This window comes from Pseudoalteromonas luteoviolacea NCIMB 1942, from assembly GCF_001625595.1.
GTDB lineage: Bacteria > Pseudomonadota > Gammaproteobacteria > Enterobacterales > Alteromonadaceae > Pseudoalteromonas > Pseudoalteromonas luteoviolacea_A.
In genome coordinates, this window is record NZ_AUXT01000168.1 from 1 (window position 1) to 26,061 (window position 26,061).

The following is a 26,061-nucleotide window of genomic DNA, read 5'->3' on the forward strand; positions in this document are numbered from 1 at the left end:
GTGGTCAACGTGGCCAATTGTACCTACGTTTACGTGCGGTTTCGAACGTTCAAACTTTTCTTTTGCCATGACGGAACCTATAAGTTTTGTGTATCTAGATTACATATAAAAATAATCCACGCGCGCGCGCGGGGACTATGTTTATTCTTTACAATTATAAATGTTTTTGTGACAAATCAAAGGAAGTATTTGGGAAGATCCGGAGACTGGTGCTGATAGGCAGATTTGAACTGCCGACCTCACCCTTACCAAGGGTGCGCTCTACCAACTGAGCTATATCAGCACACCAGAAATCTGGAGCGGGCAGCGGGAATCGAACCCGCATCATCAGCTTGGAAGGCTGAGGTAATAGCCATTATACGATGCCCGCTTTAGGAACCTGTTCTTAACTACCTCAGAACCGTCAAGAATAAAGTGGTGGAGGGAGCTGGATTCGAACCAGCGAAGGCTGAGCCGTCAGATTTACAGTCTGATCCCTTTGGCCGCTCGGGAACCCCTCCACATAAAAATTCTTTTCTAAAGCGTGTTCTAAATCTTGAAAAATGGTGCCGACTATCCGAGTCGAACGGATGACCTACTGATTACAAGTCAGTTGCTCTACCAACTGAGCTAAGTCGGCACTGCTTTAGTACGGGGCGAGATATTAGAGCAACCGCTGGCACTATGCAACAGTTATATTAAAAAAAATCACAATTCATTGTTTAAATGCTCATATTTACAGCAAAGCTTTCATTAATTAAGCGTTTTGTTGGTATTTACGCCAAAAAACCAACCCCTGCATCACCAAATCATCGAAGTAGATGCCTGAACAATCAAGGTGTTGCTGAATAAGCTCGCCATAGCCACCGGCAAAGATAAGTTGTATAGGCTGCCCCTCTGTCGCTTGCTCCATTTCATCAATTGCCCGCTGTGCCAGTGCCACAGTCGCACTCAGTGCCGCGTTTTTTACTGCATTGGGGGTGTCTTTGCCAAGCGTGGTATCAAATTTAGAGTGTTCATCACTGAATACCTTTTGCGTATTTGATACCAAACTTTCGATCATCATATCTAGGCCGGGTAAAATCCACCCCCCCTGATGCTGCCCTTGGCCATTGAGCACGTCCACTTTGGTCGCAGTTCCCGAATCAACAATAATACATGCTTTACTTGGGTATAAATGATGACTCGCAACAACAGTCAACCAGCGATCAATGCCTAAGTTCTTAAACTCGGGATAAGCGCAAACTAGATCACCTAACGTTGCCGTTACATTGGCAAATAAATAAGGTAGGTTATGAGCTTTGGCGTGTTCCAATATTGGCTCGAGGTCATCGTTTTTGCCTACTTGGGCAATCAGTACTTCCGAGATATTTTGCCAAGGGATGGTCGCTTCAGAAATCACGGATATTTGACCAAGATGCTCTGTCGCGACTTTTACTGCGGTATTACCTACATCAATCAGTAAACGCATTACCCTTCCTTACGCAGTGAAATCTCACCACCATAATATGATTTACATTCGCCATCTTGGCGCAGCACAATACCACCTTGGGCATCAATACCTTCACAAACTCCACGCCACTGTCTTTGGCCTGTACTCAAGCTCACCACTTGGTTGCGAAACGCATTAAGTTCATTCCATTGCGCCACCATGTCAGCTAACCCCTTTTTTTGATAGATATATAAGCGCTTTTGCAAACAGAGTGTAAGTACCACGGCTAATTGGTTTTTATCTATGTTTGGCACATGCTGACTCAGATCTGTCCAAGCTTGATCGATCTGCTGTGCAGCGCCCGCTGGCATCGCGATATTGAGGCCAATACCAATCACCAAGTGGCAAGGACCTTCCATTTGCCCATCTAATTCAACGAGGACCCCTGCAAGCTTTTGCTCATTAATATAGATATCGTTTGGCCACTTTAATTGCACATCTAAGTCGTATAGCGCTTGCAGTGCGTCGTACACAGCCAAGCCTACCGCGATTGAGACACCCATCGCAGCCTGCATCCCCTCTTCAAACAACCAGTAATAGCTGTAATAAAGGTTGGCACCAAAAGGTGACTGCCATTGACGGCCGCGTCTACCACGCCCCGCTTGCTGCATTTCAGCGACCAATACTTGTCCAGAACGAATATCACTGTCAGGCGCTTGAATACGGCGCATGAGCTCGCTGTTTGTCGAGTCAATAATCGGTTGCACTTCGATGTGACATGCGCTTTCGCTCAATGCTTGCCACACTGGTAAGATTTTACTCTGGTCTAATAAGGGCAAACTATGATTTAACCGATACCCTTTACCCGTCACTTTGAAGATATCAATGCCCATCTCTTGCAGTGATTTAATATGTTTAGAAACCGCCGCTCGGGTGATCCCTAGGGTTTCTCCTAACGCCTGCCCAGAAATAAAGTGATCGCGATTCAACGCGCTTAGTATTGCAAGCTTATTGCCCGCCGGTGCCTTAACCATGCTCGACTCCTTTTGAAAACTCGCCACCGCGACCAATTAATCGTACTTCAGGTATCAGCTCAACCATAAATTTGTCGAAAACCGTTTTTTGAATGTGTGTGATCATCGCCAGTAACTCTTCGCCATCACCTTGCTCGTCATTGACCAGTACTAAAGCTTGCTTGTCATAAACTCGAATGCCGCCAATACGATGTCCTTTTAATCCCGCTTGCTCAATCAACCAACCTGCCGCTAATTTCACTTTCTCATCGTTTACAGAATAAGTCGGCATACTTTGATAGCGTTCACGCAAGGTTTTCGCCAATTCAAGACTCACCACAGGATTTTTGAAAAAGCTGCCTGCATTGGCACATAACTCAGGATCCGGCAATTTGCTGCGACGGACCTGCATGACCCGCTGCGCTACTTGTTTAGCATCAACCTCTGTACTCTCTAAATCTCGTAATGGTCCATAATCAAGTACTGGCTGCCACTGTTTTGGTAACTTAAGTACAACTTCAGTGATCACAAAACGGCCTTGCAAAGCCTGCTTAAAAACAGAATCACGATAACCAAACTGACACGCGCTTTTATCCAAGGTCTCAAATGACTGCTCGTGTATGTGATACCCAGTTAAGTGGGAGAATACATCTGCCAGATCAACCCCGTATGCCCCAATGTTTTGTACAGGAGCTGCCCCTATTGTGCCAGGGATCAACGCCAAATTTTCTAATCCAGCTATGCCCATTTCGAGTAGTTTCATCACCAGCTGATGCCAGTTTTCTCCCGCAGCGACGCGAACGAGATAATGATCATCCAGCTCTGTCACATCAATACCGCGATTTGCCATTTGTATCACTGTGCCATCAAAATCATTTAAAAAAACACAATTACTTCCTTCCCCAAGAATGAAAAAAGGCTGATAAAAATCAACGGAATGTAATTGCTCAGATGCCGTAATACGCACCAATTGTTGACAATTAGCGGGAAGAGCAAAGGTATGTAATGACTGCAATGACTGCACGGGTAGCGCCTATCAAGAATGCTGATTATTTGCCGTAGTTTACCTGATTGCGACCGCCAACGCATCTGAGTAGCTTTTGTACATGGAAGTGGTATAACAAAAGCCACTCTCAATCATGAGCAAGGATAAAAATGAAACTCTCAGCCTTAACTTTTGGCCTCGCTATTGCGGGCCTCTCTCACACTGTTATGGCGGCAAAGGCCGTAGACGAACACACCTACTCAAACCTTGGTGACGTGGTAAGCACACACTTACATTTGGATCTAGATGTCGACTTTGAAGACAAACAACTCGAAGGGTTCGTCGAACATACCTTAGAATGGCAAAACAAGCAGGCACGTACCCTGGTGTTAGATACGCGTGATCTTCAAATCGACCGTGTAATGTATCAAAGCCAAAACGGCCAGTGGCACCGCGCCGATTTTACCTTAGCCCCCCGCAGTGGTGTAAAAGGTGCTAAGCTGACGATTAAGTTCAAGCAACAAGCCAAAAAAGCGCGAATTTATTACAACAGCTTGCCACAAGCGTCTGGCTTACAATGGCTTACACCTGTGCAGACCGCCAGTAAAACACATCCATTTATGTACAGCCAGTCTCAGGCCATTCATGCCAGAAGTTGGATCCCAGTACAAGACACGCCAGCTATGCGCACAACCTATACAGCGCGTATTCAAACTCCAAAAGATGTCCGCGCGGTTATGAGTGCAGACAATTCGGAAGCCTTTGTAAAAGATGGCGATTACTGGTTCGATATGCCACAAGCGATCCCGCCTTATTTAATCGCAATTGGCGCGGGCAATTTAGAATATAAAGAAATGTCACACCAAACCGCGATTTTTGCTGAGCCACAAATCCTAGAAGCGTCGGTTGCTGAGTTTAATGACACTCAAGCGATGATCGACAAAACCAATGCCATGTACGGTGAATATGCTTGGGGTCGATATGATTTGCTAATGCTACCACCAAGCTTCCCATTTGGCGGAATGGAAAACCCACGCCTGTCATTTATTACGCCTACGGTCGTCGCTGGTGACAAGAGCCTTGTAAACCTCATCGCTCACGAATTAGCGCATTCATGGTCGGGTAACTTAGTAACGAATGCAACTTGGGAAGACTTATGGCTCAACGAGGGATTCACTTCTTATGTTGAAAACCGCATTATGGAAGAAGTATTTGGCCGTGAACGCGCGGTGATGGAGCAAGCACTTGACGCAGCAGGTCTGCGCGCACAACTCAACAATATTCCAGCACCGGATACCCGCTTGAATTTAAAGCTCAACGGTCGTGACCCTGACGATGCATTTTCTAAAGTGCCTTATATAAAAGGTCAGCTATTTTTAATTTATTTAGAAGAAAAATTCGGTCGCGAACAGTTTGATATCTTTGTGAAAGGCTATTTCGATGCTTTCGCATTTAAATCACTCACAACAGCTGAATTTGTAAAGTACTTAGATAAGCATTTACTGCAAAAGCATCCGGGTATTGTGTCACTTGAAAAAGCCAAAGAATGGATCTACCAACCTGGTCTACCTGCTGATGCACCGACGCCTACGTCAGATGCGTTCAACCAGGTAGACGCTCATACACAGGCTTGGTTAAATGGTAGTAAGCAGTTAAACACCCTACCTACACAGAGCTGGACAGTTCATGAGTGGCTGCACTTTCTAAACAACTTACCCAGAGATCTGTCACGTGAAAATATGACTGCGCTAGACAACGCATTTAACCTGACCAATTCATCCAATGCGGAGCTAGCATTTGCGTGGTACATGCTTGCAGTTGGTAATGGCTATAAAGAGATATATCCAGCACTTGATAAACATCTATCAGGCATTGGTCGTCGTAAGTTAATTGTGCCATTGTACAAGGCACTGGTTGAGCATGGTAAGCGTGATTGGGCATACCGAGTTTACCAAAATGCGCGTCCAGGCTACCACCCACTTGCACAAGGCACTGTTGACGCAATTTTCAACTAACATTGGCACATAATATTGCTTGGGTTACTCATGACCCAAGTAATATCCCCTCATTCATTGTGTGTCTTTATTTATGGTTGCCAAAAATGCGGCACGCTGCTCAGGGCTTGCTTGCTGCCACCAAAACTCCAGCATTGCAGCCGCATCCGGCCTTCCAGCAGCTGGTGCCGTACTTTGGCTAGTTGTTGGTATCACAGAGTTTTGCGCTACCGCCACCTTTATTGGCGCAACTGGCTGTGATGCTCGTTGAATCACGCTTTTAGCACTGACTGTCTCGCCCAGTTTGGCTTGCAGCCAAATACTTGGAGATTTGGCAAAGCGGCGAGCTTGTTCAACGTCTTCAATTTCCTCAAAACGTACTTGGTAGTCCCCTTCACCCAGCTCCACCTCAACCCAAAATGGTGCGGAGTCCACCACTTCATGTTCATCATAATCCAGCTCAAATAAGTCTGAATACTTCACCTTAATTCGATGAACTCCTGCCGGTAATTCTAAAGTGCGAACTTTGTTAAAAAAAGAGTGCTCGATTTCAGTGTTATTTACTTGCAAAGGAAGCAATTCTTCTGGGAATTTAACTTCCCCAGATACAGAAATACCACTAAAAAGTGCTAATAAAACTCCAAATATACTAATTTTCTTCATATTTCCTCTTTATTTGCTTGCTACCTTTGTCAATGCAGGTATTTGTGCCAAATTTAGTTACAATTATGATGAATGCTAATTGTAATTTCCCTTGTATCTTGTTTAGTCCACGCTATGCTGAACAGCTAAACTAACGTATATAAGGAAAAAAGTAATGAGCCAAGAGACGATTTTTACGAAAATAATTAATCGTGAAATACCTGCAGACATAGTGTACGAAGATGAGAAGGCACTTGCTTTTAAAGATATTAATCCACAAGCGCCTTTCCATGTGTTGGTTATTCCAAAACAGCCAATCGCGACAATAAACGATGTAAATGAAGAAAATGCGCACTTAGTTGGGCATTTACACTTGGTTGCAGCTAAACTTGCCAAAGAGCACGGATTTGCTGAAAACGGTTACCGCGTAGTTATGAATTGCAATAATGACGGTGGACAAACCGTGTACCACATTCATTTGCATGTTTTAGCAGGGCTTGAAATGGGCTGGCCTCCGTACCAAAGTAGGAAAAAAGTAGTATCTTAAATTATTCTTTGTTAAAAAATGTAATTAACTAAGCTATTACTCCATATAAATAAATTCTCCTACTAATCAACAGGTTGAGTTTTTAACAACTAGATGCTGTTTACAAATTGGTCAATCATGCCACACTTTATACCGTAAACTTCATTTTATTGATGAAATTTCTAATACAAAAGGTCTGAATCACGTGTTAGCATTGCGTTATCAGACAGAATGAGAGTGTTTTTCAAATGAGCAGTACTGCATTTTTATTGCTAGATAAAGAGCCTATCAATACGATAGGAATAAACGTTTTACAACCGCTCCTGAAAACTCAGGGGTTAGACGTAATCACAGGAACCGATATCTCCGAAGTGCCAGAAGATACTCGGTTACTTTTTATTGAAACAGCAGTCAATGATGCATGGGGTAAACTCAAAGAGCAGTTGGTAAACCTAAAGGTCAGTTGTGATATTGTGCTGTTCAATTTAGATGAAAATCCTGAATTGGCTAACCGTGCTTTACTTAGCGGTATTCGTGGTGTGTTTTACACAACAGATAATGCCGACGTATTGATGAAAGGCATTCGCTTACTGATGGAAGATCAGTTGTGGTATCGCCGAGAGATTATGTGTAATGCGTTAAATCGTATGTTGCAGTTCAACAAAGACGCACTTCATAAGCTAACAGAGGGTGACATCGAGCCAGTTAAACTCACAAAGCGTGAAAAAGCCATTATCTCGCTAATGAGTAAAGGAGCAAAAAACAAGGAGATTGCTGAAGACCTGAATATCAGCCCACACACGGTTAAAACACATTTATACAGCGCATTTCGTAAAACCAAATGCCGTAACCGTATTGAGCTATTATCATGGGCACAGCAAAATATTCCAGACGAAATTAGGTAGGTACATCACTGATCACCGATAGTACACTTCGTAATTCTGTAAAAAAGCATGCTTCAAGCATGCTTTTTTGTTTTTCCTGCATCTAGCCCATAAGCAACTCTCATTATTTTCTAGTTCCTCAGCTTTACTGAGGTATGCCTTCGCTCTATCCTAGGTACGTCTATTAATTGTTAACGTAGCCTTTATGTTGGACCATAAAACTCTGTATGTAGCCAGTGCAGCGATGACCGCGATGATGACGCTCATCAATTACTTAACTTGGCGAGCAAACAAAAATACGCCGGGCGTATTGCTGTATATTTTTTACCCTCTGGTGTTATTTGCCGCTATCTCGATGTTTGCACTACACAGCTTTCTTTCTCAGTGGCAGACAATTGGTATCGCAAATACACTCCTGTTTCTCGCATCGATTATTCATTGCTGGGCGATCAGCCAATTTTTAGGTCAGCGCGGGCTTGAATTTAGGCTTTATCTATTCGCCACGCTCTTTTTACTCTCTGCATTGATATATTACGCAGTGGTTGATGACAGCCTACGACAACGGATCCTCATCTCTGATTTACAACATATTGTCGAAGCTATTTTACTAAGCTACTACTTTATCCGATACGCAAGGCCACTTTATCCCAACGGCAGTATTGTCTACCTAATCGTACTAGGCTTTGTATTTACTGCCTTTATTGGCCGTACCGTGTTCATGGGACATGTAGATGCGGTTACTTTATTTGAAGATCCTTGGTTTTCTATTGCTATCTTTTTTAATGGTGTCTTAGCCCCTATTTTCTATGCTACAGGCATGGCCCTGCTGTGTAATGAACGCCGCGAACTCAACTTAAACAATTTAACTGAAAAAGCACAAAAGGACTTAGAAATCCGAGGTTTGTTTTTATCTACTATCAGCCATGAAATCCGCACGCCCCTCAATGGGATTTTGGGCAGTGCCCAATTGGTATTAAACCGCAGCCATGACCAGTCTAGTAAAGCGTATTGTGAAGCCATTATTAACTCGGCTGAATCGCTTAACTTGCTGATTGATAAAGTACTCGACTACGCAAGTTTAGATCAAAGTGATGAAGTATTGTCTTCAGAAGATGTGGAACTAAAAAGCTGGCTGGACAATTTATGCTTGTTGATGAGCCCTCTCGCAGAACAGAAAAAACTTACTTTCTCACTCGTTTATGACTTGCCGGACCAAGTTTGTTATTACTGCGACCAACAAAAACTTCGCCAAATTTTGCTCAACCTAGTTGGAAATGCCATCAAGTTCACAGATAAAGGCGAAGTTAAGCTCTGTGTTGAACTGCTTGAAGAAGCCAATATGTCGCATATTGTACGATTTAGCGTCATTGACTCTGGGCCGGGCATCGAAGCAGAGGACATAGATAAGCTTACCGAACCTTATGTGCAAAGTAATGCTGGTAAAACCAAGGGAGGGACAGGACTTGGGCTGGCAATTACCGCTCGCCTTCTGAGCAAGTTGGGCAGCCAATTAGAAATACTCAGTGAATTAGGTAAAGGGAGCTCATTTAGCTTTGATGTCAGTCTGCCTATTGGTGAACTCAGCTTGGTTGAGCAGCGCCATCATAATCCTGAATACCCCACAGGGCTCTCTGTACTATTAGTAGAAGATCTTGATCTAAACCGAAAAATCGCCATTGAGTTTATGGCAGCGGACGAGCACAAAATTAAGCTCGCTTATGATGGTACCAGTGCCATCGAACACCTCAAAGAACATGTTTTTGATGTCGTACTGCTCGATATGAACCTACCCGACTTTACAGGACAAGAAGTATTAAGGCAGTTGCAAACCATTGAGCACAAGAATAAACGCACACCGTTTTTGGCCTTTACTGCCAGTTTGAGCCCTGAAGAAATTAAAGAGTATTTATCTTTGGGCATTAAGGATGTTGTCGGCAAGCCTATTAAACAAGAGAAGCTGCGACAAGCCATCAGTGATTCTCAAAAGGCGCAAAAACCGGATATGCGTGTTGAGCTATGTGACACCCTCTATGATGACACTGCGGTGAATTCATTGAAAAGTGGCTTTAGCGAAGACGAAGTGTCCTCTATTTACAATGAATTTGTTTTATCAGCTCGAAATAAGCTCATCCATATTCAACAGCTACTCAATGAAGATGAACAACAATGTATTAAGTCGCTGCACCGCCAAGCCAGTACGGCACTGCAACTTGGGTTCAATCGATATGGCCTCGCGCTGAAGAAAATTGAACGTCGACTACTAGATGGTAAACAATGCGATGATGACCTTACCCAAGCGATGGCGTTGTGGCAAAAAAGTTTAGAAGCCTACCTACAATTTGTGAGGCAGCAAACACTCAGTTAGCGGCTCATGCGAAGCTAGCAGCATACCGACACAAGTATGCTGCTAGCATATCTTCACCCTCATTATCAGGCGATACCTACCATTCTGGGCGTTATTTTTAATTAGAATAAATCAGACCTATTTGCTCCCTTTTTAGCGTAATGGAGACCTGTTGTATAAAAATAAGGCAAAGCCACCGTGCTTGAAGGCTGTTTTGTCGTCATTTAGTCGACTTTGACGAAAAATTTCGCCATGCTACTTGAGTATAAAAGCGAATAAGCTCACAACAAGATAAGTAACCAAAGCGCAGCATTAGACTGCAGCTAGGCAAAGACAACACATAGGAATACACCATGGCATTATTTAAATCACCTATCGCCATCGCGATTGGTGCAGCTTTGATCGGGCTAAGTACCCCCACAATTGCAGCGCCTGAAGGCGCTAAAAATGACACTGCGAATTGGGATGTACTGAACCCTCCTGGCGAAAAGCAAACCATCACAATTGACACCAACGAAACCACTTGGAGTAACTTGGATGTAAGCCCTGATGGCGAGCACGTTATTTTTGATATGTTAGGTGATCTTTATGTCATGCCTATTTCAGGTGGCAAAGCAAAGGCACTAACCAGCGATCGCGCTTGGAATTTCCAACCGAAGTTTTCACCTGATGGCAAACACATCGCGTTTATCTCCGATCGTGCTGGTGCCGAGAATTTATGGGTGATGGATGCAAATGGTGAAAACCTACGTCAGGTTTCCGACGAGTCTCACAACTTGATCCACAACCCTTCATGGTCACCTGATGGCCAATACATCGCCGTTAAACAAGGTCAAGTAACTGGTCGTACTATCCCTGGCGGCTCGATCCGCATGTACCACATCTCTGGTGGTCAAGGCGTATTAGTGCGTGAACGTCTACACGGCGCGAAGTCACAGAAAAACGTCGCAGAGCCGGCTTTCTCTAAAGATGGTAAGAAAATCTACTACTCTGTCGATGCAACAACAGGTGTTCGCTGGCAATACAACAAAAACGCTTTAACCTCTGTATTTGAGATCCGCTCGTGGGACCTTGCGACAGGGGAAGAAGAAACGGTTATCCGTGGCGCAGGTGGTGCAATTCGCCCAACACCAAGTCCAGACGGTAAATCTTTAGCGTTTGTGAAACGCGAAGACAATGGCGAAGCGATGATCAGCGCGCTGTATATCAAAGATTTAAAATCTGGTATCGAAACACAAATTTTTTCCGGTTTAGACCGAGATTTACAAGAAGCGAATGGCGCACAAGGGAACACCCCTGCATTTGCTTATACGCCTGACGGCAAAGCACTCGTATTCTGGTCTGGTGGTGTATTCCACAAAGTAGACATTGAGAGCAAACAAGCACAAGTGATCCCAACTCGCGTTGTCGCTGAAAAAGAGATCACTCCAGCGCTTAAATTTGCTGTAGATGTTGCACCAGATACTTTTAAAGTAAAATTAGCCCGCTGGTCACAGATCTCACCAAATGGTGAAACAGCCTTATTTCAAGCTCTTGGCCATCTGTATATCAAAGATATTGAGTCTGGTGAAGTACGACGCGTAACAAAGCAAAATGAACATTTTGAGTTCTATCCAAGCTATTCTCGCGATGGTAAATCTATCGTCTATACAACTTGGGATGATCAAGAGCTAGGTAGTATCCGTGTTGTGTCAGCAAAAGGCGGTAAAGGCCGTGTTATTAGCCAAGAGCCGGGCCACTATATTTCTCCAAGCTTCTCTCCTGATGGCAAGCAGGTTGTTTATAAGAAAGTAACCGGTGGTTTCTTACTCAGTGGTGATTGGTCGATGCACCCAGGTATCTACCTAGTTGATGCCAAAGGCGGTGAAGCGAAGCGCGTCGCAAAGAGTGGTGACACACCTCACTTTGGAGCTGATCCTAAGCGTATTTACTTCTCTGTTGCCAGCAGTGAAACTAGCCGAGAGCTAAAAAGTGTGGATTTAAATGGGCATGAAGAGCGCAGTCACTTTAAAGGCGAATACATTTTTGACTATCGCGTATCTCCAGATAGCAACTATGTGGCATTCATTGAGCACTTCAACACCTTTGTAGCGCCATTTACAAGCACGGGTAAAACCCTATCTATCAACAAAGGTGGTAAGGCGTTCCCTGTAAAACAAGTTTCAAAATACTCTGGCGCATTCCTTAATTGGAAAGCGGATAGCAGCGCACTCACGTGGGCATTTGGACCAAATCTATATCAACGTAAGCTAACAGATACCTTCTCATTTGTGGACAACGCATCAGATACCTTAGATGAATTAACCGCAGAAGGCATTGATTTGAGCTTTGAGCAACCTTCTGATAAACCAAAAGGTCTACTGGCTTTGGTTGGTGGTAAAGTTGTCACAATGCGTGATGCTGACAATCAACAAGAAATTTTTGAAGACGGTGTAGTGCTTATTGAAGATAACCGCATTATTGCTGTTGGCGCACGTAGCGATGTACGAATTCCAAGCTCCGCCAAAGTCATGGACATCGCAGGGAAGACCGTGATCCCAGGCTTAGTTGATGCGCACGCACATGGCAGCTACGGCAGTCGCCAACTTCAACCAGAGCAAAACTGGAACCAGTTCTCTAATGTGAGCTTTGGTGTTACAACGATTCACGATCCATCAAATGACTCAAACGAAGTATTCTCAATGGCAGAATTACAACGTGCAGGCCTAACTGTTGCACCACGTATCTACTCTGTTGGCCGCATCCTTTACGCAGGTAACGCGCCAGGTTATAAAACACCAATTAGTAATTTAGAAGATGCCCAGTTCCATGTTAAGCGTCTTAAAGATGCCGGGGCGATTTCTGTTAAGAGCTACAACCACCCACGCCGTGATACACGTCAACAGGTGCTTGAAGCTGCAAAACAAATGGAAATCATGGTAGTACCAGAAGGTGGTTCTAAGTTCCAGCAAAACATGAATATGATCATCGACGGACACACGGGGCTTGAGCACGCGCTACCAATTCCAAATATTTACTCGGACGTCACACAAATGTGGAGCCAAACAAACGCGGGCTTTACACCGACCTTTAACGTTGCCTACGGTGGTATCAAGGGAGAAGACTATTTCTACAACACCACCAATGTATGGGAAAACGAACGCTTAATGAGCTTCGTACCTGAATACGTAGTCAAACCAATGTCTATCCGTCGTGAAAAGGCGCCTGAGCACCACTATAACCACATCAATGCTGCTAAGTCTGCGAAACAATTGCGTGATGAAGGTGTTACAGTTCACATTGGTGCCCATGGTCAACGTGAAGGTCTTGGCGCGCATTGGGAGTTATGGTCAATGGCACAAGGTGGTTTCAGTGCTTGGGAAGCGCTGCGCAGCGGTACTATTGATGGTGCAAAATATCTCGCACTAGACAATGACATTGGTACTATCGAGAAAGGTAAACTAGCAGATCTTGTCATCATTGACGGAGATGTCCTCAACGATATTCGCGAATCAGAGAAAGTGGCTTACACTATCTTAAACGGCCGTGTTTATGACGCTGCAACTTTGAACGAAATCGGTAACTACGACCGTAAGCGCCAATCTTTCTTCTTTGAAGGTGGCAACAAAACGCCAATGCACCCAGATACTGAAGCGTATATGGAAGAAAAAGCACATAGCTATCATTGGAAACACTAATAATAAGTTGTTTTTGCATTAATTAAGAAGCAGCACATGCTGCTTCTTTTTTGTAAATTTATCGTCCACTCCCTTCAAATCACCGCCCGCAATGATGGTCAATCATCTTTGCCAGTAAAATGCAAAAAACACCATGTAATTCAAACGTTACAGGCTAGCTAATTCCCTTATTCTTTGTGCAGATAAATGAAACTCACACGCTAGATCTTATTGAGATGTGTTCTAAACTTTATTGAGATCTGTACACTTTTCGCCCTATTTAATCAACTTTGGTTGCCGGGCTTTGCTGCTGTGTACGGTCAAAGCAATGTAGCAACACAAAACATCGTGCTTTTTTAACCAAGGAAAATAGGATAAGGGAGGCCACTATGTCTCGTCTCAGCCAGTTCTTTAAATCTCTCGATTTAACCAAAAAACTCATGGCCGCTTTTTTATTGGTAGCCCTCATTCCAACCACCACCATCATCGCCTTTTCACTGATCCAAGCATCTAGCACGATCAGCGATCAAGTTTACGCGCAATTGGGCGCCGTCAGCAAAGTCAAAAAACGGGCAGTTCAAAGGCACTTTAAAAGTGTTGAAGACAAACTCAAGTCGTTGGCGATTAACCCCTACGTCCTCACAGCAAGCCAAGATTTTTTAGATGCTTTTGATGAACTTGAAGCCACCGATACCACTTCGCAACGCTTAGAGCGCTTTTATAGCCAGCAATTTCAACCACAGTTTGAACAACAAAGTAACAAACCGGTTTCAATGCCTGACTTACTAGCACCACTGTCACCACAAGGTATTGAGTTACAGACTCGTTATCTCGCAGACAACCCGCATCCATTGGGTGACAAAGTCGCGTTGAAGAAAACTGGTCATTTAGATATGTACGACATCGTCCACCAACGCCATCATGACTTTTTTAGAGAGATAGCAGAAGTCTACGAACTATATGATATTTTTTTAGTGGATAACTACAGCGGAAACATTGTTTACTCTGTTTTTAAAGAAGTTGATTTTGCCACCTCCCTCACTGATGGCCCCTTTGCCAATAGCAATATCGCCAATGCTTTTACCAGTGCACTTATTGAGCAAGATGAAGTCATTTTTGCCGATTATGAACCCTATTTACCGTCCTATAATGCCCCAGCGAGTTTTATTGCCATTAGCTTAGATTTTGATGGCGTCTCGCAGGCCACTTTAATTTTTCAGCTATCCATTGACGCACTCAATGAGATCATGACGGAGCGGCATGGACTGGGTCAAAGTGGCGAAACTTATTTAGTTGGTCCAGAAGGTCTAATGCGCTCGGACTCATACCTTGACCCTGTTCACCACTCAGTCATCGCTTCCTTCTCTAACCCGGACAAAGGCACTATCAATACCGAAGCATTTCAACTTGCTATGCAAGGCAAACAGGGGCAAAAGGTGGTGACCGATTACAATGGTAACCCTGTATTGTCAGCATACAGTGATATGGAAGTCTTTGATGTGCGTTGGGCATTGTTAGCCGAAATTGATGAAGCTGAAGCATTTGCGACCGTCAGTGCACTGCGTCAAACCATGACCATCGTTATGGTCGTCAGTGCCGTATTAATCATTTTAATTGCAATCTGGTTTTCACGAACACTTACCCGTCCTGTACATGATTTGGTGAATACAATGCGAGAAGTACAAAGCAAAGGCGACTTTTCATTACGCGCAAAAGTCAATTCACAAGATGAAATAGGACAAAGCGCTCAAGCGTTCAATTCACTGCTAGATGCCCTACAGCTGTCTATTTCCGAAGCCAATAGAGTCCTCAATCAGATGGCCAAAGGCAAGTTTTTTGACCGTATTAGCGCCCCCTGTAAAGGCGAGCTCAATATGCTTAAAGAAGCCACCAATGAATGCTCCACTAGCCTGCAAACTGCGTTAAAAGAAATTAACTTGGTTATCCAAACCATGGCTAAAGGTCAATTCAATCAACACATTACCGCAAACTTAAGCGGGGACTTAGATCTCTTAAAAAATAACATTAACCGCTCCGTTACGTCCATTGACGATACCATGAATGACATTATTAATGTCATGACCTATGTCGAACACGGAGAATTTAAACAACTGGTCACTGTCGACGCCAAGGGTAATTTGGCACGCTTAAAAGACAGCGTAAATAACTCCATTTTTAGCCTAAGTGGCGCTGTTGACGAACTGAATCATACGATGGCTGCCATTCGCAGTGGTGACTTTTCAAAACGTATTGAGTTACCACTGTCTGGTCAGCTTGAACAATTGAAGGCCGATACGAATCGCAGTATGGACAACCTAGAAGCCATTATCAAAGCCATTGGCAGCACGATGGCTGCAGTTAGTGAGGGCGACTTTAAACAGCCAATCAATGTGCCTGCTAAGGGTCAATTGGCAGATCTCAAGTCTAGTATAAATTTATCCGTGGACAGCTTGGATAAGGCAATGAGTGAGATCTCCTCAGTGATGATGGCAATTAGTCACGGGCGCTTTGATAGAACCATTAACTCGCCACTTAAAGGGCAGTTGGCAACACTCAAAAATGACATAAACAATACAGTGAACAACCTTAACCAAGTCGTTGAAGAACTTGCAAGTGTAATGGCTGCGATGAGTTGTGGTGACTTCACACAAAAAATCGACTCACCACTACAAGGGCAGCTCTTACAGCTTAAGAAAGATGTGAATAGCTCTATAGATACAATATCTAATGCCATTCATGCGGTAACGGACAGCCTTAGTGCAATCGCGAAAGGAAACCTCGGTGAATCAATTGAAGGGCAATATCAAGGGGTCTTTGCGACCTTACAACAAGACGTGAAGACCACGACCCGTAAACTCACAGAAGTCATTGAAGGCATCCAAAGTGCAGCAAACTTAGTGACCCACAGTGCTGGTGAAATTGCCGCCAGTAATACGGAGATCAGTCGCAGAACTGAAGAGCAGGCTTCTAACTTGGAGCAGGCCAGTGCCAGTACTGGCCACATGCTCGAAGAACTTACCTTAGTGGCTGAGCAATCAGAAACCGCGGTGAGTAAATCAGGTAATGCCCAAGTTATCGCCAAAGAAGGTGGGGTGCTCTCAAAGGATACCGTAAACGCTATCAATGAAGTCAATACGGCAAGTAAAGACATTAACGAAATCGTTTCTGTGATTGACGAACTGGCATTTCAAACCAACTTGCTGGCGCTTAATGCCGCGGTTGAAGCAGCGCGAGCCGGTGAAAATGGCCGAGGATTTGCTGTTGTTGCCAATGAAGTAAGGGAGCTTGCGGGCAGGAGTGCGGCTTCTGCAAAACAAATTAAAGAAATTATTGCGAACAGTCACGACAAAGTGCAACAAGGGACAACACTGGCAAACAGCTCGGGACAAAAACTTGATCATATCGTACTGGCGGTAGCCGATGTGAACGAAAATATCGTAAGTATTAATCGTTCAACACTCACGCAACAACAAGCGATAAAAGAGGTAGATATAGTGGTTCAAAGGCTGACTGATCTCATTCAGGAAAACTCTGCCATTACTGAAGAGACCATGGCCGCAGCCAAGCGTATGGCAATGCAGGCCAGTGAAATGAAGCAACTACTTGGTTATTTCACCTTACCTGAGCAAGAAGACGTCACACAAAGCACGTCTCTTTCAACAGGCAATCAAGCGCTAATTGTGCATCAGTACAATACACCTTAGGTATACCAATTGGTTAGGTGCCAATACAGGTCCCTAACCCAGCTTATAATTCTAGCGTAAAGTTATCTGCATCTAAGTGAGCTGGAAATTGCGCCCTAAACTGTGCCAATGAATCTTTGGATAAGGTCACGGTGATCACACCTGCTTGATTATCTGGTGCTTGTGCCTGTGGCTGACCGAAGTAATCTAACACAACCGTCCCGCCATTATGGGCTGTGCCATAACCATCTTCACCAATGCGATTATTGGCCAGTACATAACATTGATTTTCAATTGCTCGTGCTCGTAGCAATGTATCCCAAGCAAAACGGCGCGCTGCCGGCCAATTGGCAACATTGACCATCACATCATAATCGTTATTGTTACGCTGAAACACAGGAAACCGTAAGTCGTAGCAAACTTGTGGCAAAATCTTAAAGTCGCCGATTTCAAATACCTTACGGTCATGGCCTGCAGACACATAGTCCCCTTCATTGCCTAGGCAAAATAGGTGGCGTTTATCATAATATTCGACACGACCTGCTTCGTTGTCTGACACTGGCGGCCAACACCAATAAAAGCGATTCGCTTTTTTGTCACCCTCAGGCACCAAGACTGAGCCAGCCACAACGCAATTATGCCGCGCTGCTAACGCGCGCATAAATGTCAGTGCGGTGTGTGCAAATTCAGAAGTTCGCTCCTTTAACGCAAACCCTGTGGCAAAGGTTTCAGATAAAAGCAATAGATCACAAGGCTCAAGTTCTGCCGTTAAACACTCTATTTCACTGAAGTTATGTTCCGGACTTAGCCATTCAATATCATATTGGACCAAGCTTACTGTTAGAGTCGACATAACTTCTCCGCCGCGGCTATGAGGGTAGCTGACTCCTTTGCGAAACACAGTCGTATAACTCGATCTTCACACGGTGATTCATAAAAAACACTCAGCGGAATTGCGGCAACCCCATGCTCTTCAACTAGTTGCTGACAAAAATCGACGTCATTCAAGGTAGAAATAGCACTGTAATCTAATAACAAAAAGTACGTGCCCTCACTAGGGAGTATTTTAAACCGGCTCGATTCTAGTGCAACGACTAACTGATCACGCTTGTGTTGATAAAACCCAGCAAGCTCGTCCACATGATTCGGTTCATATTTGAGCATATCTGCAAGCGCTAACTGTGCAGGGGTAAAACTTGAGAAGTTGACAAACTGGTGAATCTTTCTGAATTCTTGCGCAAGTGTGGGTGGAGCCACGCAATAGCCCATTTTCCATCCTGTACAATGAAAAGTTTTACCAAAACTGGATACCACAAAACTACGCTGTAACAACGTAGCATCGCGCAAAACACTTAGATGAGGCTGCTCATCAAACGTAATATGCTCGTAAACTTCATCACTGATCAAATATAGGTCATGCTTCTCAACTATTGCTTTCAACGCTTTAAAGTCAGCCTGTTTAAGCATTTTTGCACTTGGGTTATGAGGCGTATTGATGATAATAGTGCGTGTTTTTGCCGTCACTTTATCGCTGACATTTTGCCAGTTGATCTGATAGTCCGGTGCGTATAGGGGAATATGAATTGTTTTGCCCCCTGCAAGTTCCACCGCTGGACGATAAGAGTCATATGCGGGATCAAAAACAATGACTTCATCCCCCTCTCTGACTAGTGATTGAATGGCCACAAATAGGGCTTCTGTTGCACCAGCCGTAACTGTCACTTGTGCTTGAGCATCAATAATTTGGTCGTATTTACGCGCAATCAGGGAGGCTACCTCCTGCTGCAACGACGCCACACCAGGAGAAGGAGCATATTGATTGTGGCCGGTCACTGTATAGTCGGCTAAAGCAGATTTCAATCGGGCAGGCGCATCAAATTCAGGGAATCCTTGTGATAAATTCAAGGCGCTGTGCGTATTAGCAAGACCTGTCATTTTGCTAAAAATACTAGTACCAACACTCGGTAATTTACTTTCCATCCTGTGTCTCTTTTTGATCATGGCGTAGGCGTTAAAGCGATGCTATCATTGCCTCAAATAGAAGTATAGCCGTCCAAACCTTTTAGGTAGATCGAATATGCAAACAAAGGCAGCAAAACAAGCGCTTATTGATGCTGGTCGCTGGGTTAGCCAACAAGGTTGGGTCCCAGCAACTGGCGGTAATTTCTCCATTAAAACAGATAATGGATTCGTGGTCACGGCCAGTGGGTTTGACAAGGGACAATTATCACCAGAGCAATTTTTAGAGCTAGATCAATCAGGTAATATCATATCGGGTGATGGGAAGCCCTCGGCAGAGACCGCGCTTCATCTAAAACTATACGAATTACAGCCCAACTCAGGTTGTATCTTGCATACACATTCCGTGGCAGCGACGGTACTTTCTCGATTTATCAGCGGCGAACGATTTACCGTCACAGGCTATGAAATGCAAAAATCTCTCGCAGGTATTCGTAGCCACCTTGATACGCTCTCCATTGCCATTTTTGACAATGACCAAAATATTTCAGCACTCGCCGAGCGAGTTGCGAAACATCATCAAGCAGACCCTATTCGTCATGGCGTTTTGATCCGTGGTCACGGTTTATACGCTTTAGGCAACAGTGTTTTCGAAACACGCCGTCATATTGAAGGGTTAGAATTCTTATTTGCCTGTGAGTTAGAGAGAATAAAATTGGAGGGGTCGACTAAATGATCAAAGCTATTCTGACAGATATCGAAGGGACCATTACACGAATATCCTTCGTCAAGGATGTACTTTTTCCTTATGCTGCCGAACACTTACCAGCATTCGTACGTCAAAATGAAAGTGATGTGCTTGTAAAAGCCCTACTTGACGCAGTCAGGCATGAAATTGCCCAGCCTACGGCAAATATAGATATCGTCATTGTTAGTTTGCTGGCTTGGATCAGAGATGATTTAAAAGTCAGACCACTCAAACAGTTACAGGGGTTAATCTGGAAAACTGGCTACCAACAAGGTGATTTTACGGGCCATATCTATCCCGATGCTTATCAGTATTTGCAACAGCAACATCAAGCAGGCACAGCTCTTTATGTCTATTCTTCGGGCTCTGTAAAAGCACAACAACTGTTATTTGCACATTCTGACTATGGCGATATTCGCTCTCTGTTTACAGGTTATTTTGATACCACTGTCGGTCATAAGAAATCTGTGTCGTCATATCAGAACATCGTCAATCAAATACCTTTCGAACCCCATGAAGTTCTGTTTCTCAGCGATATTATCGAAGAGCTGGATGCGGCTAAACATGCGGGATTGCAAACTTTGCAACTGTGGCGTGATAACCAAGCACAAAACCAAAATCATCCATTCATAACAAGTTTTGAGCAGTTTGACAGTGAGAAAATATAAATGAGTCAGTTACATATCTATCAAGATCAGCAGCCCACAGAACTGCTATTTGAGAGCAGTAAACCTGCAGACATTACCGCCGCGTTAGAGGCTGTAGGCGTGCATTTTGAGCAGTGGCAAGCAACAAAGGAGCTGGCTGCTAACCCCCTAGACTCTGAGATTTTGCATGCGTACAACAACGACATCATTCGCCTGAAACAGCTTGGTGGATACCAAACGGTGGATGTCATTGCTCTGCAAAAAGGTAACCCAAACGCAGCTAGTTTGAGGGAGAAGTTTTTATTCGAGCATACCCACAGTGAAGACGAAGTACGTTTCTTCGTTGCGGGACAAGGGCTATTTTGCCTTCATATTGGGAGTAAAGTGTACCAAGTGCTTTGCCAGCAAGGTGATTTAATCTCAGTGCCAGAAAACACACCGCATTGGTTTGATATGGGCAGTGACCCTGAATTTACAGCCATTCGTTTATTCAATAACACAGAGGGTTGGGTGGCAAAGGAAACGGGCTCAAACATCGCCACGCTTTTCCCATTATTAGGCTAAGTTTAGACGGTGCGCTACCAGTCCATCAGTAGCGCATTTTCAAGGCTTAAGTAGCAAGAATTAACCGCGATTAGAGCTCTAAATGCTTGTCTAAAAAGGCCAATACTGTTTGGTAGTAAGCCAAGCGGTGTTCAGCTTTATAAAAACCATGCCCTTCATTTTCTAGCAAGTAATACTCGTAAGGCTTTTTAGCCTTTTTCAACGCATTGACCATCGCTTCTGCATGTTCGATAGGCGCCCGTTCATCATCGCCGCCATGTACAATTAATACTGGTGCTTTTATCTTATCTGCATTACGTGCCGGTGAGAATTGCACCAAGGTCGTTTCATCTTCACCTAAAACAGCTTTCAAAAATTGAATGCCAGATCTGAGCCTTGACGTATCACCCTCTTTAAACATCATTGGTAAGTCGTAAATGCCGACGACACCAATTGCACATTGAAACTTATCTGGTGCAATGATGGCACTTTGCATTGCAGAATAACCGCCAAAACTAGAACCCATAATGCACATATTTTCAGGGTTTGCATACCCCGCAGCCACAGCATAGTCGACACCATCTAAGATATCATGTTGAATTTTGCGGCCCCACTCTCGATGCCCAGCAAACTCGAAATTCATTCCATACCCACCAGAGCCCCTAAAGTTCACTCTGAGTACCGCCATACCACGACTCGCGAGTAGTTGTGACTCCGTATCATAATCCCAGTAATCTCTGGGGCCATGAGGGCCACCATGCGGCATGACTACCAAAGGTAAGTTTTTATGTGGTTTGTTATTTGGCAGTGTTAAGTAACCGTGAATTTCAATACCGTCACGACTCTTAAATTTAAGCGGCTTGGTTTCTGCCATCCGTGCTGGATCTATCCAGATACGCGTCGAAAACAAATATTGCAGCTTTTTCTTTGTTTGATCATATAAATAGTAGTCACCTGGATTGCGGTCATTGGTAGCCAATACCAAATGCTTGTCACCACTGCGAGTTGAGCTTATCAGGCGAAGTTGATGGCCTTCTATACTTTGCAAGAGCGATTTAATACTCGCACTTAATGGCACCTTTTCATCGGTAAATGCATAGGTTGGATAACCAGGATCAAGTTCGATAGCGAACAACTGTTTACTTACTGGATCAACCCACATTTTACTCGGTGAAACGTCTTTATCTTTATAGATTAAGGACAGTTCTTGCGTCGACAAAGAAAGCTTATACAGGCCATCTGGCTCGCCTTTTTCTGAGCCGGTAACATAAAGTCCGTCGCCGCTACCATCTAGTGCATGCAACCGCATGTTTTGCAAAGGCGTCTTTAACTCAAGCGTGTGCCAGCCACTTTTCCCTTTGATTTTTTGATAAATCTCACCCGTAACAAAATCATCTGTTGCCGTCGCAAAACGGACATTCCCTTCATGATCAGTTAGAAAATCTGCGTTCTTCTTTGGCGCTCGTGTTACAACTGTACGCTTACCTGATTTAACATTGACCTTATACACTTTCGTCACCGGTTCTGCCGACCCAGTCCAGGGGTAAGTAAGAATCAACATATGGCGATCATCATTAATAAGCGGATCCAACACGTATGAGGTACCGTCTAATGCTGTGCCTTTTTGTATTCGAGTACCTGTTTGACTTCCTCCCTGATAGCCAACTACATAGCGCCCTGACCTTCCATTTGCATTAATACTGAATAACTCACCGTAATAATAAGGGACGTCCGTCCAGCCTTTTACGTACTCCTTTTCCATGACCAGTCGCTCATCGTTAACCCAGTGGTAGTCACCCACCTGAGCATTGCTTTCAAATCGAATTGCAGACTCAATGTCGTAATCTTTGGTTCGCAAAATACCCAATACATTTTTACCTTCCATCTTTGAAATATAACTAATGTATTTGCCACTGGGAGACAGTTTCACATTGGTGTATTCACTGCCTTTACTAAAGTGTTCGATAGGAATTGGTGTCGTTTCGACAGGAGAAGTTTGCTGTGTTGCGACAACGCTGAAAGTCGCGCCAATCAGTACAATAACACTGAGTAGTCGTCCCATAATCCAAGGTCCCTTACTTAACATTTGAATCCTCAATTTTACATATGGTTAGAAAAAAAACTACCCCTCAACAACTAGGTAGAGAACGCAAAATCACCAGCACACATAACGTTCTCCATATAGTTTTTTAAACTGCGCTAAACTCTGGTTGGTAATAAATACCACTATCAAATATCCAAGCAGTCACTAGGTTCGCAGGCGTGACATCAAACGCAGGGTTAAAAACAAGCGCATTATGTGGTGCCCATTGGCAATCCCCGAAGCTACCACTAACACCGGTTACTTCTGATGCATTGCGTAGCTCAATCTCAATATCTCCACCGTGCGTACACTTTGCATCAAATGTTGTCTTTGGTGCCACCACATAAAACGGTATGTTGTGGTATTGAGCCAGTACCGCCAAATTGTAAGTTCCTACTTTGTTTGCAAAGTCGCCATTTGCCGCGATGCGATCTGCTCCGACAAAAATTTTATCTACTTTGCCAGCGGCCATTAAAGATGCAGCCATGCTGTCACATAACAATGTATAAGGGATCTGCCACCGCTGAAGCTCATAGGCTGTTAAACGACCACCTTGTAACAACGGACGTGTTTCATCAACCCAAACGTGAATATCGCCGTACTTTTGCGCAGCAGTATAAATAACCCCGAGCGCGGTGCCGATCCCTGCGGTAGCCAAAGCTCCTGTATTGCAGTGAGTGAGAATATTATCTGCGGCATCAACCAGTGACACACCATGCTCACCTATGCGCTGGCACAAAGCAACGTCTTCTTCAAAAAGCTGTTCTGCGTGATACACAACGGCGCCTGCAAAGTCATGTTGTTGCAGTGCTTGTCGCAAACAATCCATACAGTGTTTTAAATTAACGGCCGTAGGACGAGTCGCTTCCAGCGCATCAATTGCATCGCTAAGCTCCTCGCGCGCAGCGCCCTGCTCAGCGAGATATGCCACCAATAAGGTTGCGGCTAGCCCGATTAATGGCGCACCTCGAACTTGTAACTTGTTGATAAGGTTTTGCATACTCGCCACATCTTGGCAATGATGCCAAACCTCCTGATGGGGTAATAGATATTGATCTAAGACCTGAACCTTACCTGCTTGATACTTAAGGCTCGCACCGATGAGCTCTTTCATATTTTTCACTTATGTTTTTATAACCAACCATGAGTTACACGCATTCTACATAAAGACCTAAAGATGTATAGACATCTAAACACTTAAAAATATAGGATACCAAGACTAACGGTAACTTTTTGGTAAATGACAGTGAGTAAATACGCCGCCTTCAATAATGAGACAGCACTCAATTACATCAAGTCACTTGGGATGTTCTTTGCTGAAGACTCTGAATTAACCTGCTACGAATTTGGAGATGGTAACCTGAATCTCGTATTTAGGATTTTGGACACAGACAACAATAGCGTTATATTGAAGCAAGCATTGCCCTATGCAAGATGCGTAGGTGAGAGCTGGCCACTGACATTAGACAGAGCCCGTATCGAAGCTCAGGTATTGCAAAAACATGGTGAGGTTTGCCCTGCGCACACTGTAAAAGTACTGCATCACGACCATGATAAAGCAGCCACTGTTTTAGAGGATTTAGGCGCTATGGACATATTACGTGCCGAACTCATTGCTGGTCGAACTTTCGAAAATTTAGGGCAGCATGTAGCGCAATACCTCGCTACAACCAGCTTTTATTATTCTGACTTCTATCTCAATCCGCAGGAAAAAAAGACACAAATTCAGAATTTTACTAATCCAGAGTTGTGCGCCATCACCGAAGGTTTATTTTTTGATGACCCCTATCGTGAAAGCGAGCGTAATGACTACCCGGCTGCACTAGCAGAACAAGTCAAACAGCTGCGAAAAAATACAACGTTGCTTTGTATTGTCGCTCGACTGAAAACAAAATTTTTCTCGTCACCACAAACGCTACTTCATGGAGATGTACACACTGGTAGTATTTTTGTAAATGCTGAACAAACGAAGCTAATCGACCCTGAGTTTGGCTTTTTTGGGCCAATCGGTTTTGATTTAGGCTCTTTTATTGGCAACTTGTTACTAAATTATTGCGCCCAAAATGGCCGAATTAAGGAGCCACCAAAACGCCGAGATTTACACTCCTACCTACTCAATACCATCTCAGCATGTTTACAGCAGTTTGAACAAAGCTGGCTTACACTGGCCCAGCAACGTACTCGTGATTTAGCCCTACAAGCGCCAGGTTATTTAGAACTGTTTTTACAAGAAGTCTTACAAGATACAATGGGGTACTGAGTTAATCCGTCGCACTATTGGCCTTGCGCATGTAGCAGACATCGCTGAGATTGAAGATGAGTCACAGCGCCTACTCGCCCAAAAGCAGGCTTTACAGCTTGGCGAACAGCTGCTCTTAAATGCCAAGAGCTGCCGCTCAACAGATGATTTCTATCAGCTTGTTATTAGCTTTGTTCACTAGTTGAAATATACGCAGCAATCCTTAAAAACTCTCTCTTGCCCGAAAGAAAAAAGCCTCTTTAAGCTGTCTCTTATACACAAATCCCTGCTAAGAAATTAGCGGGGATTTTTTTGAACTAAACCTCAATCTCATGATCAGATCTTCAAATACTATATGGAGACACATTGTGATTAACGCGCATACTCACTGGGCAGAGCTGCAATTTGGTCAATCGGACTTAGGCGACCCAAGAAGAACAGCGCGTCTGGTAAAGTTAGCATCAACTCTCGCAAATGAACCAGGAAAATCACTCGTGAATATCACTCAATCCCCGCCGATATGGAAGGAGCCTATCGGTTTATCCGTAACGAGAACATTGATGCAAATGCCATAGCGGAGTCAGGCTTTCAAGCAACGGTTGAACAAGCACAAAGTCATCATTGATTACTCGCATTAGAAGACACGACCACACTGATTTATAACCCCCCTCCATTCGAGGTGGCTTGGGTCATGTCGGACGAGG

Annotated in this window: 17 protein-coding genes, 4 tRNA genes and 3 pseudogenes; 11 read left to right on the top strand and 13 right to left on the bottom strand. The window is 44.1% G+C overall.

Annotation, left to right across the window (positions count from 1 at the left end; all coding sequences use genetic code 11):
- The 8 genes and pseudogenes from N482_RS24360 to murB form a co-directional block, all read right to left on the bottom strand.
- Positions 1–69 (bottom strand): annotated as a pseudogene (locus N482_RS24360) (elongation factor Tu); the annotation flags it as partial.
- A 138-nt stretch (positions 70–207) separates the two neighbouring features.
- Positions 208–283 (bottom strand) — tRNA-Thr (locus N482_RS13080).
- A 12-nt stretch (positions 284–295) separates the two neighbouring features.
- A tRNA-Gly gene (locus N482_RS13085) sits at positions 296–370 on the bottom strand.
- Between the two features lie 45 nt (positions 371–415).
- Positions 416–500 (bottom strand) — tRNA-Tyr (locus tag N482_RS13090).
- A gap of 43 nt (positions 501–543) precedes the next feature.
- A tRNA-Thr gene (locus N482_RS13095) sits at positions 544–619 on the bottom strand.
- A gap of 117 nt (positions 620–736) precedes the next feature.
- Positions 737–1,450, bottom strand: a complete 714-nt coding sequence (locus tag N482_RS13100; protein WP_063377455.1) for a type III pantothenate kinase — start codon at positions 1,448–1,450, stop codon at positions 737–739.
- A complete protein-coding gene (gene birA, locus N482_RS13105) occupies positions 1,450–2,445 on the bottom strand; it encodes a bifunctional biotin--[acetyl-CoA-carboxylase] ligase/biotin operon repressor BirA (RefSeq protein ID WP_063377456.1) in 996 nt (331 codons plus the stop codon). Before birA ends, N482_RS13100 begins: the two co-directional genes overlap by 1 nt.
- Positions 2,438–3,448, bottom strand: coding sequence for a UDP-N-acetylmuramate dehydrogenase (gene murB / locus N482_RS13110; protein WP_063377457.1), 1,011 nt, complete (start codon positions 3,446–3,448; stop codon positions 2,438–2,440). Before murB ends, birA begins: the two co-directional genes overlap by 8 nt.
- 131 nt (positions 3,449–3,579) lie before the next feature.
- On the opposite strand from murB, the gene N482_RS13115 reads away from it, so the two are divergent.
- Complete coding sequence (locus N482_RS13115; RefSeq protein WP_063377458.1) at positions 3,580–5,424, top strand: M1 family metallopeptidase; 1,845 nt, start codon at positions 3,580–3,582, stop codon at positions 5,422–5,424.
- A 54-nt stretch (positions 5,425–5,478) separates the two neighbouring features.
- Here N482_RS13115 and N482_RS13120 read toward each other — a convergent pair whose 3' ends face one another.
- Positions 5,479–6,066 (bottom strand): DUF2057 domain-containing protein, encoded by a 588-nt coding sequence (locus tag N482_RS13120; protein WP_063377459.1) that lies wholly within the window; start codon positions 6,064–6,066, stop codon positions 5,479–5,481.
- A 154-nt stretch (positions 6,067–6,220) separates the two neighbouring features.
- Between N482_RS13120 and N482_RS13125 the strand changes: the two genes are divergently transcribed.
- The 5 genes from N482_RS13125 (at position 6,221) to N482_RS13145 (ending at position 17,159) form a co-directional block, all read left to right on the top strand.
- Entirely contained in the window at positions 6,221–6,592 is a 372-nt protein-coding gene (locus N482_RS13125; RefSeq protein ID WP_063371468.1) for a histidine triad nucleotide-binding protein, read from the top strand.
- Between the two features lie 227 nt (positions 6,593–6,819).
- The gene (locus N482_RS13130; protein ID WP_039611367.1) at positions 6,820–7,476 is read left to right on the top strand and encodes a helix-turn-helix transcriptional regulator; all 657 of its coding nucleotides are present in this window, start codon (positions 6,820–6,822) and stop codon (positions 7,474–7,476) included.
- Positions 7,477–7,660: 184 nt separating this feature from the next.
- Positions 7,661–9,820, top strand: coding sequence for an ATP-binding protein (locus N482_RS13135; protein WP_063377460.1), 2,160 nt, complete (start codon positions 7,661–7,663; stop codon positions 9,818–9,820).
- Positions 9,821–10,152: 332 nt separating this feature from the next.
- Positions 10,153–13,476 (top strand): amidohydrolase family protein, encoded by a 3,324-nt coding sequence (locus N482_RS13140; RefSeq protein WP_063377461.1) that lies wholly within the window; start codon positions 10,153–10,155, stop codon positions 13,474–13,476.
- 368 nt (positions 13,477–13,844) lie between these two features.
- Positions 13,845–17,159 carry a methyl-accepting chemotaxis protein gene (locus N482_RS13145; RefSeq protein ID WP_063377462.1) on the top strand — a complete coding sequence of 1,105 codons (3,315 nt, stop codon included), beginning with the start codon at positions 13,845–13,847 and terminating at the stop codon, positions 17,157–17,159.
- Positions 17,160–17,202: 43 nt separating this feature from the next.
- On the opposite strand, the gene N482_RS13150 is transcribed toward N482_RS13145, so the two are convergent.
- Both N482_RS13150 and N482_RS13155 read right to left on the bottom strand, forming a co-directional pair.
- A complete protein-coding gene (locus N482_RS13150) occupies positions 17,203–17,991 on the bottom strand; it encodes a nitrilase-related carbon-nitrogen hydrolase (protein ID WP_063377463.1) in 789 nt (262 codons plus the stop codon).
- Entirely contained in the window at positions 17,979–19,118 is a 1,140-nt protein-coding gene (locus N482_RS13155; protein ID WP_063377464.1) for a methionine aminotransferase, read from the bottom strand. Before N482_RS13155 ends, N482_RS13150 begins: the two co-directional genes overlap by 13 nt.
- A gap of 97 nt (positions 19,119–19,215) precedes the next feature.
- Between N482_RS13155 and N482_RS13160 the strand changes: the two genes are divergently transcribed.
- From N482_RS13160 to N482_RS13170, 3 genes are read left to right on the top strand one after another with little or no spacing between them, the layout of a single operon-like run.
- On the top strand, positions 19,216–19,833 hold the full coding sequence (locus N482_RS13160; RefSeq protein WP_063377465.1) for a methylthioribulose 1-phosphate dehydratase: 618 nt from the start codon (positions 19,216–19,218) through the stop codon (positions 19,831–19,833).
- The gene (gene mtnC, locus N482_RS13165; RefSeq protein ID WP_063377466.1) at positions 19,830–20,513 is read left to right on the top strand and encodes an acireductone synthase; all 684 of its coding nucleotides are present in this window, start codon (positions 19,830–19,832) and stop codon (positions 20,511–20,513) included. Before N482_RS13160 ends, mtnC begins: the two co-directional genes overlap by 4 nt.
- The gene (locus N482_RS13170) at positions 20,514–21,056 is read left to right on the top strand and encodes a 1,2-dihydroxy-3-keto-5-methylthiopentene dioxygenase (RefSeq protein WP_063377467.1); all 543 of its coding nucleotides are present in this window, start codon (positions 20,514–20,516) and stop codon (positions 21,054–21,056) included.
- A gap of 70 nt (positions 21,057–21,126) precedes the next feature.
- Here N482_RS13170 and N482_RS13175 read toward each other — a convergent pair whose 3' ends face one another.
- A complete protein-coding gene (locus N482_RS13175; protein ID WP_231100866.1) occupies positions 21,127–23,121 on the bottom strand; it encodes an alpha/beta hydrolase family protein in 1,995 nt (664 codons plus the stop codon).
- Positions 23,122–23,224: 103 nt separating this feature from the next.
- Positions 23,225–24,232 (bottom strand): S-methyl-5-thioribose-1-phosphate isomerase, encoded by a 1,008-nt coding sequence (mtnA, locus tag N482_RS13180; RefSeq protein ID WP_063377469.1) that lies wholly within the window; start codon positions 24,230–24,232, stop codon positions 23,225–23,227.
- Between the two features lie 132 nt (positions 24,233–24,364).
- Here mtnA and mtnK point away from each other — a divergent pair.
- Together mtnK and N482_RS24365 are read left to right on the top strand one after the other, a co-directional pair.
- A pseudogene (mtnK, locus tag N482_RS13185) lies at positions 24,365–25,559 on the top strand (S-methyl-5-thioribose kinase).
- A gap of 130 nt (positions 25,560–25,689) precedes the next feature.
- Positions 25,690–26,061: pseudogene (locus tag N482_RS24365) on the top strand (transposase DNA-binding-containing protein); the annotation flags it as partial.

Coding starts and splice junctions, on each gene's coding strand:
- N482_RS13100 (WP_063377455.1), bottom strand. CDS start 1,450: ATGCGTTTACTGATTGATGTAGGTAATACCGCAGTAAAAGTCGCGACA.
- birA (WP_063377456.1), bottom strand. CDS start 2,445: ATGGTTAAGGCACCGGCGGGCAATAAGCTTGCAATACTAAGCGCGTTG.
- N482_RS13115 (WP_063377458.1), top strand. CDS start 3,580: ATGAAACTCTCAGCCTTAACTTTTGGCCTCGCTATTGCGGGCCTCTCT.
- N482_RS13120 (WP_063377459.1), bottom strand. CDS start 6,066: ATGAAGAAAATTAGTATATTTGGAGTTTTATTAGCACTTTTTAGTGGT.
- N482_RS13125 (WP_063371468.1), top strand. CDS start 6,221: ATGAGCCAAGAGACGATTTTTACGAAAATAATTAATCGTGAAATACCT.
- N482_RS13130 (WP_039611367.1), top strand. CDS start 6,820: ATGAGCAGTACTGCATTTTTATTGCTAGATAAAGAGCCTATCAATACG.
- N482_RS13135 (WP_063377460.1), top strand. CDS start 7,661: ATGTTGGACCATAAAACTCTGTATGTAGCCAGTGCAGCGATGACCGCG.
- N482_RS13140 (WP_063377461.1), top strand. CDS start 10,153: ATGGCATTATTTAAATCACCTATCGCCATCGCGATTGGTGCAGCTTTG.
- N482_RS13145 (WP_063377462.1), top strand. CDS start 13,845: ATGTCTCGTCTCAGCCAGTTCTTTAAATCTCTCGATTTAACCAAAAAA.
- N482_RS13150 (WP_063377463.1), bottom strand. CDS start 17,991: ATGTCGACTCTAACAGTAAGCTTGGTCCAATATGATATTGAATGGCTA.
- N482_RS13155 (WP_063377464.1), bottom strand. CDS start 19,118: ATGGAAAGTAAATTACCGAGTGTTGGTACTAGTATTTTTAGCAAAATG.
- N482_RS13160 (WP_063377465.1), top strand. CDS start 19,216: ATGCAAACAAAGGCAGCAAAACAAGCGCTTATTGATGCTGGTCGCTGG.
- mtnC (WP_063377466.1), top strand. CDS start 19,830: ATGATCAAAGCTATTCTGACAGATATCGAAGGGACCATTACACGAATA.
- N482_RS13170 (WP_063377467.1), top strand. CDS start 20,514: ATGAGTCAGTTACATATCTATCAAGATCAGCAGCCCACAGAACTGCTA.
- N482_RS13175 (WP_231100866.1), bottom strand. CDS start 23,121: ATGTTAAGTAAGGGACCTTGGATTATGGGACGACTACTCAGTGTTATT.
- mtnA (WP_063377469.1), bottom strand. CDS start 24,232: ATGAAAGAGCTCATCGGTGCGAGCCTTAAGTATCAAGCAGGTAAGGTT.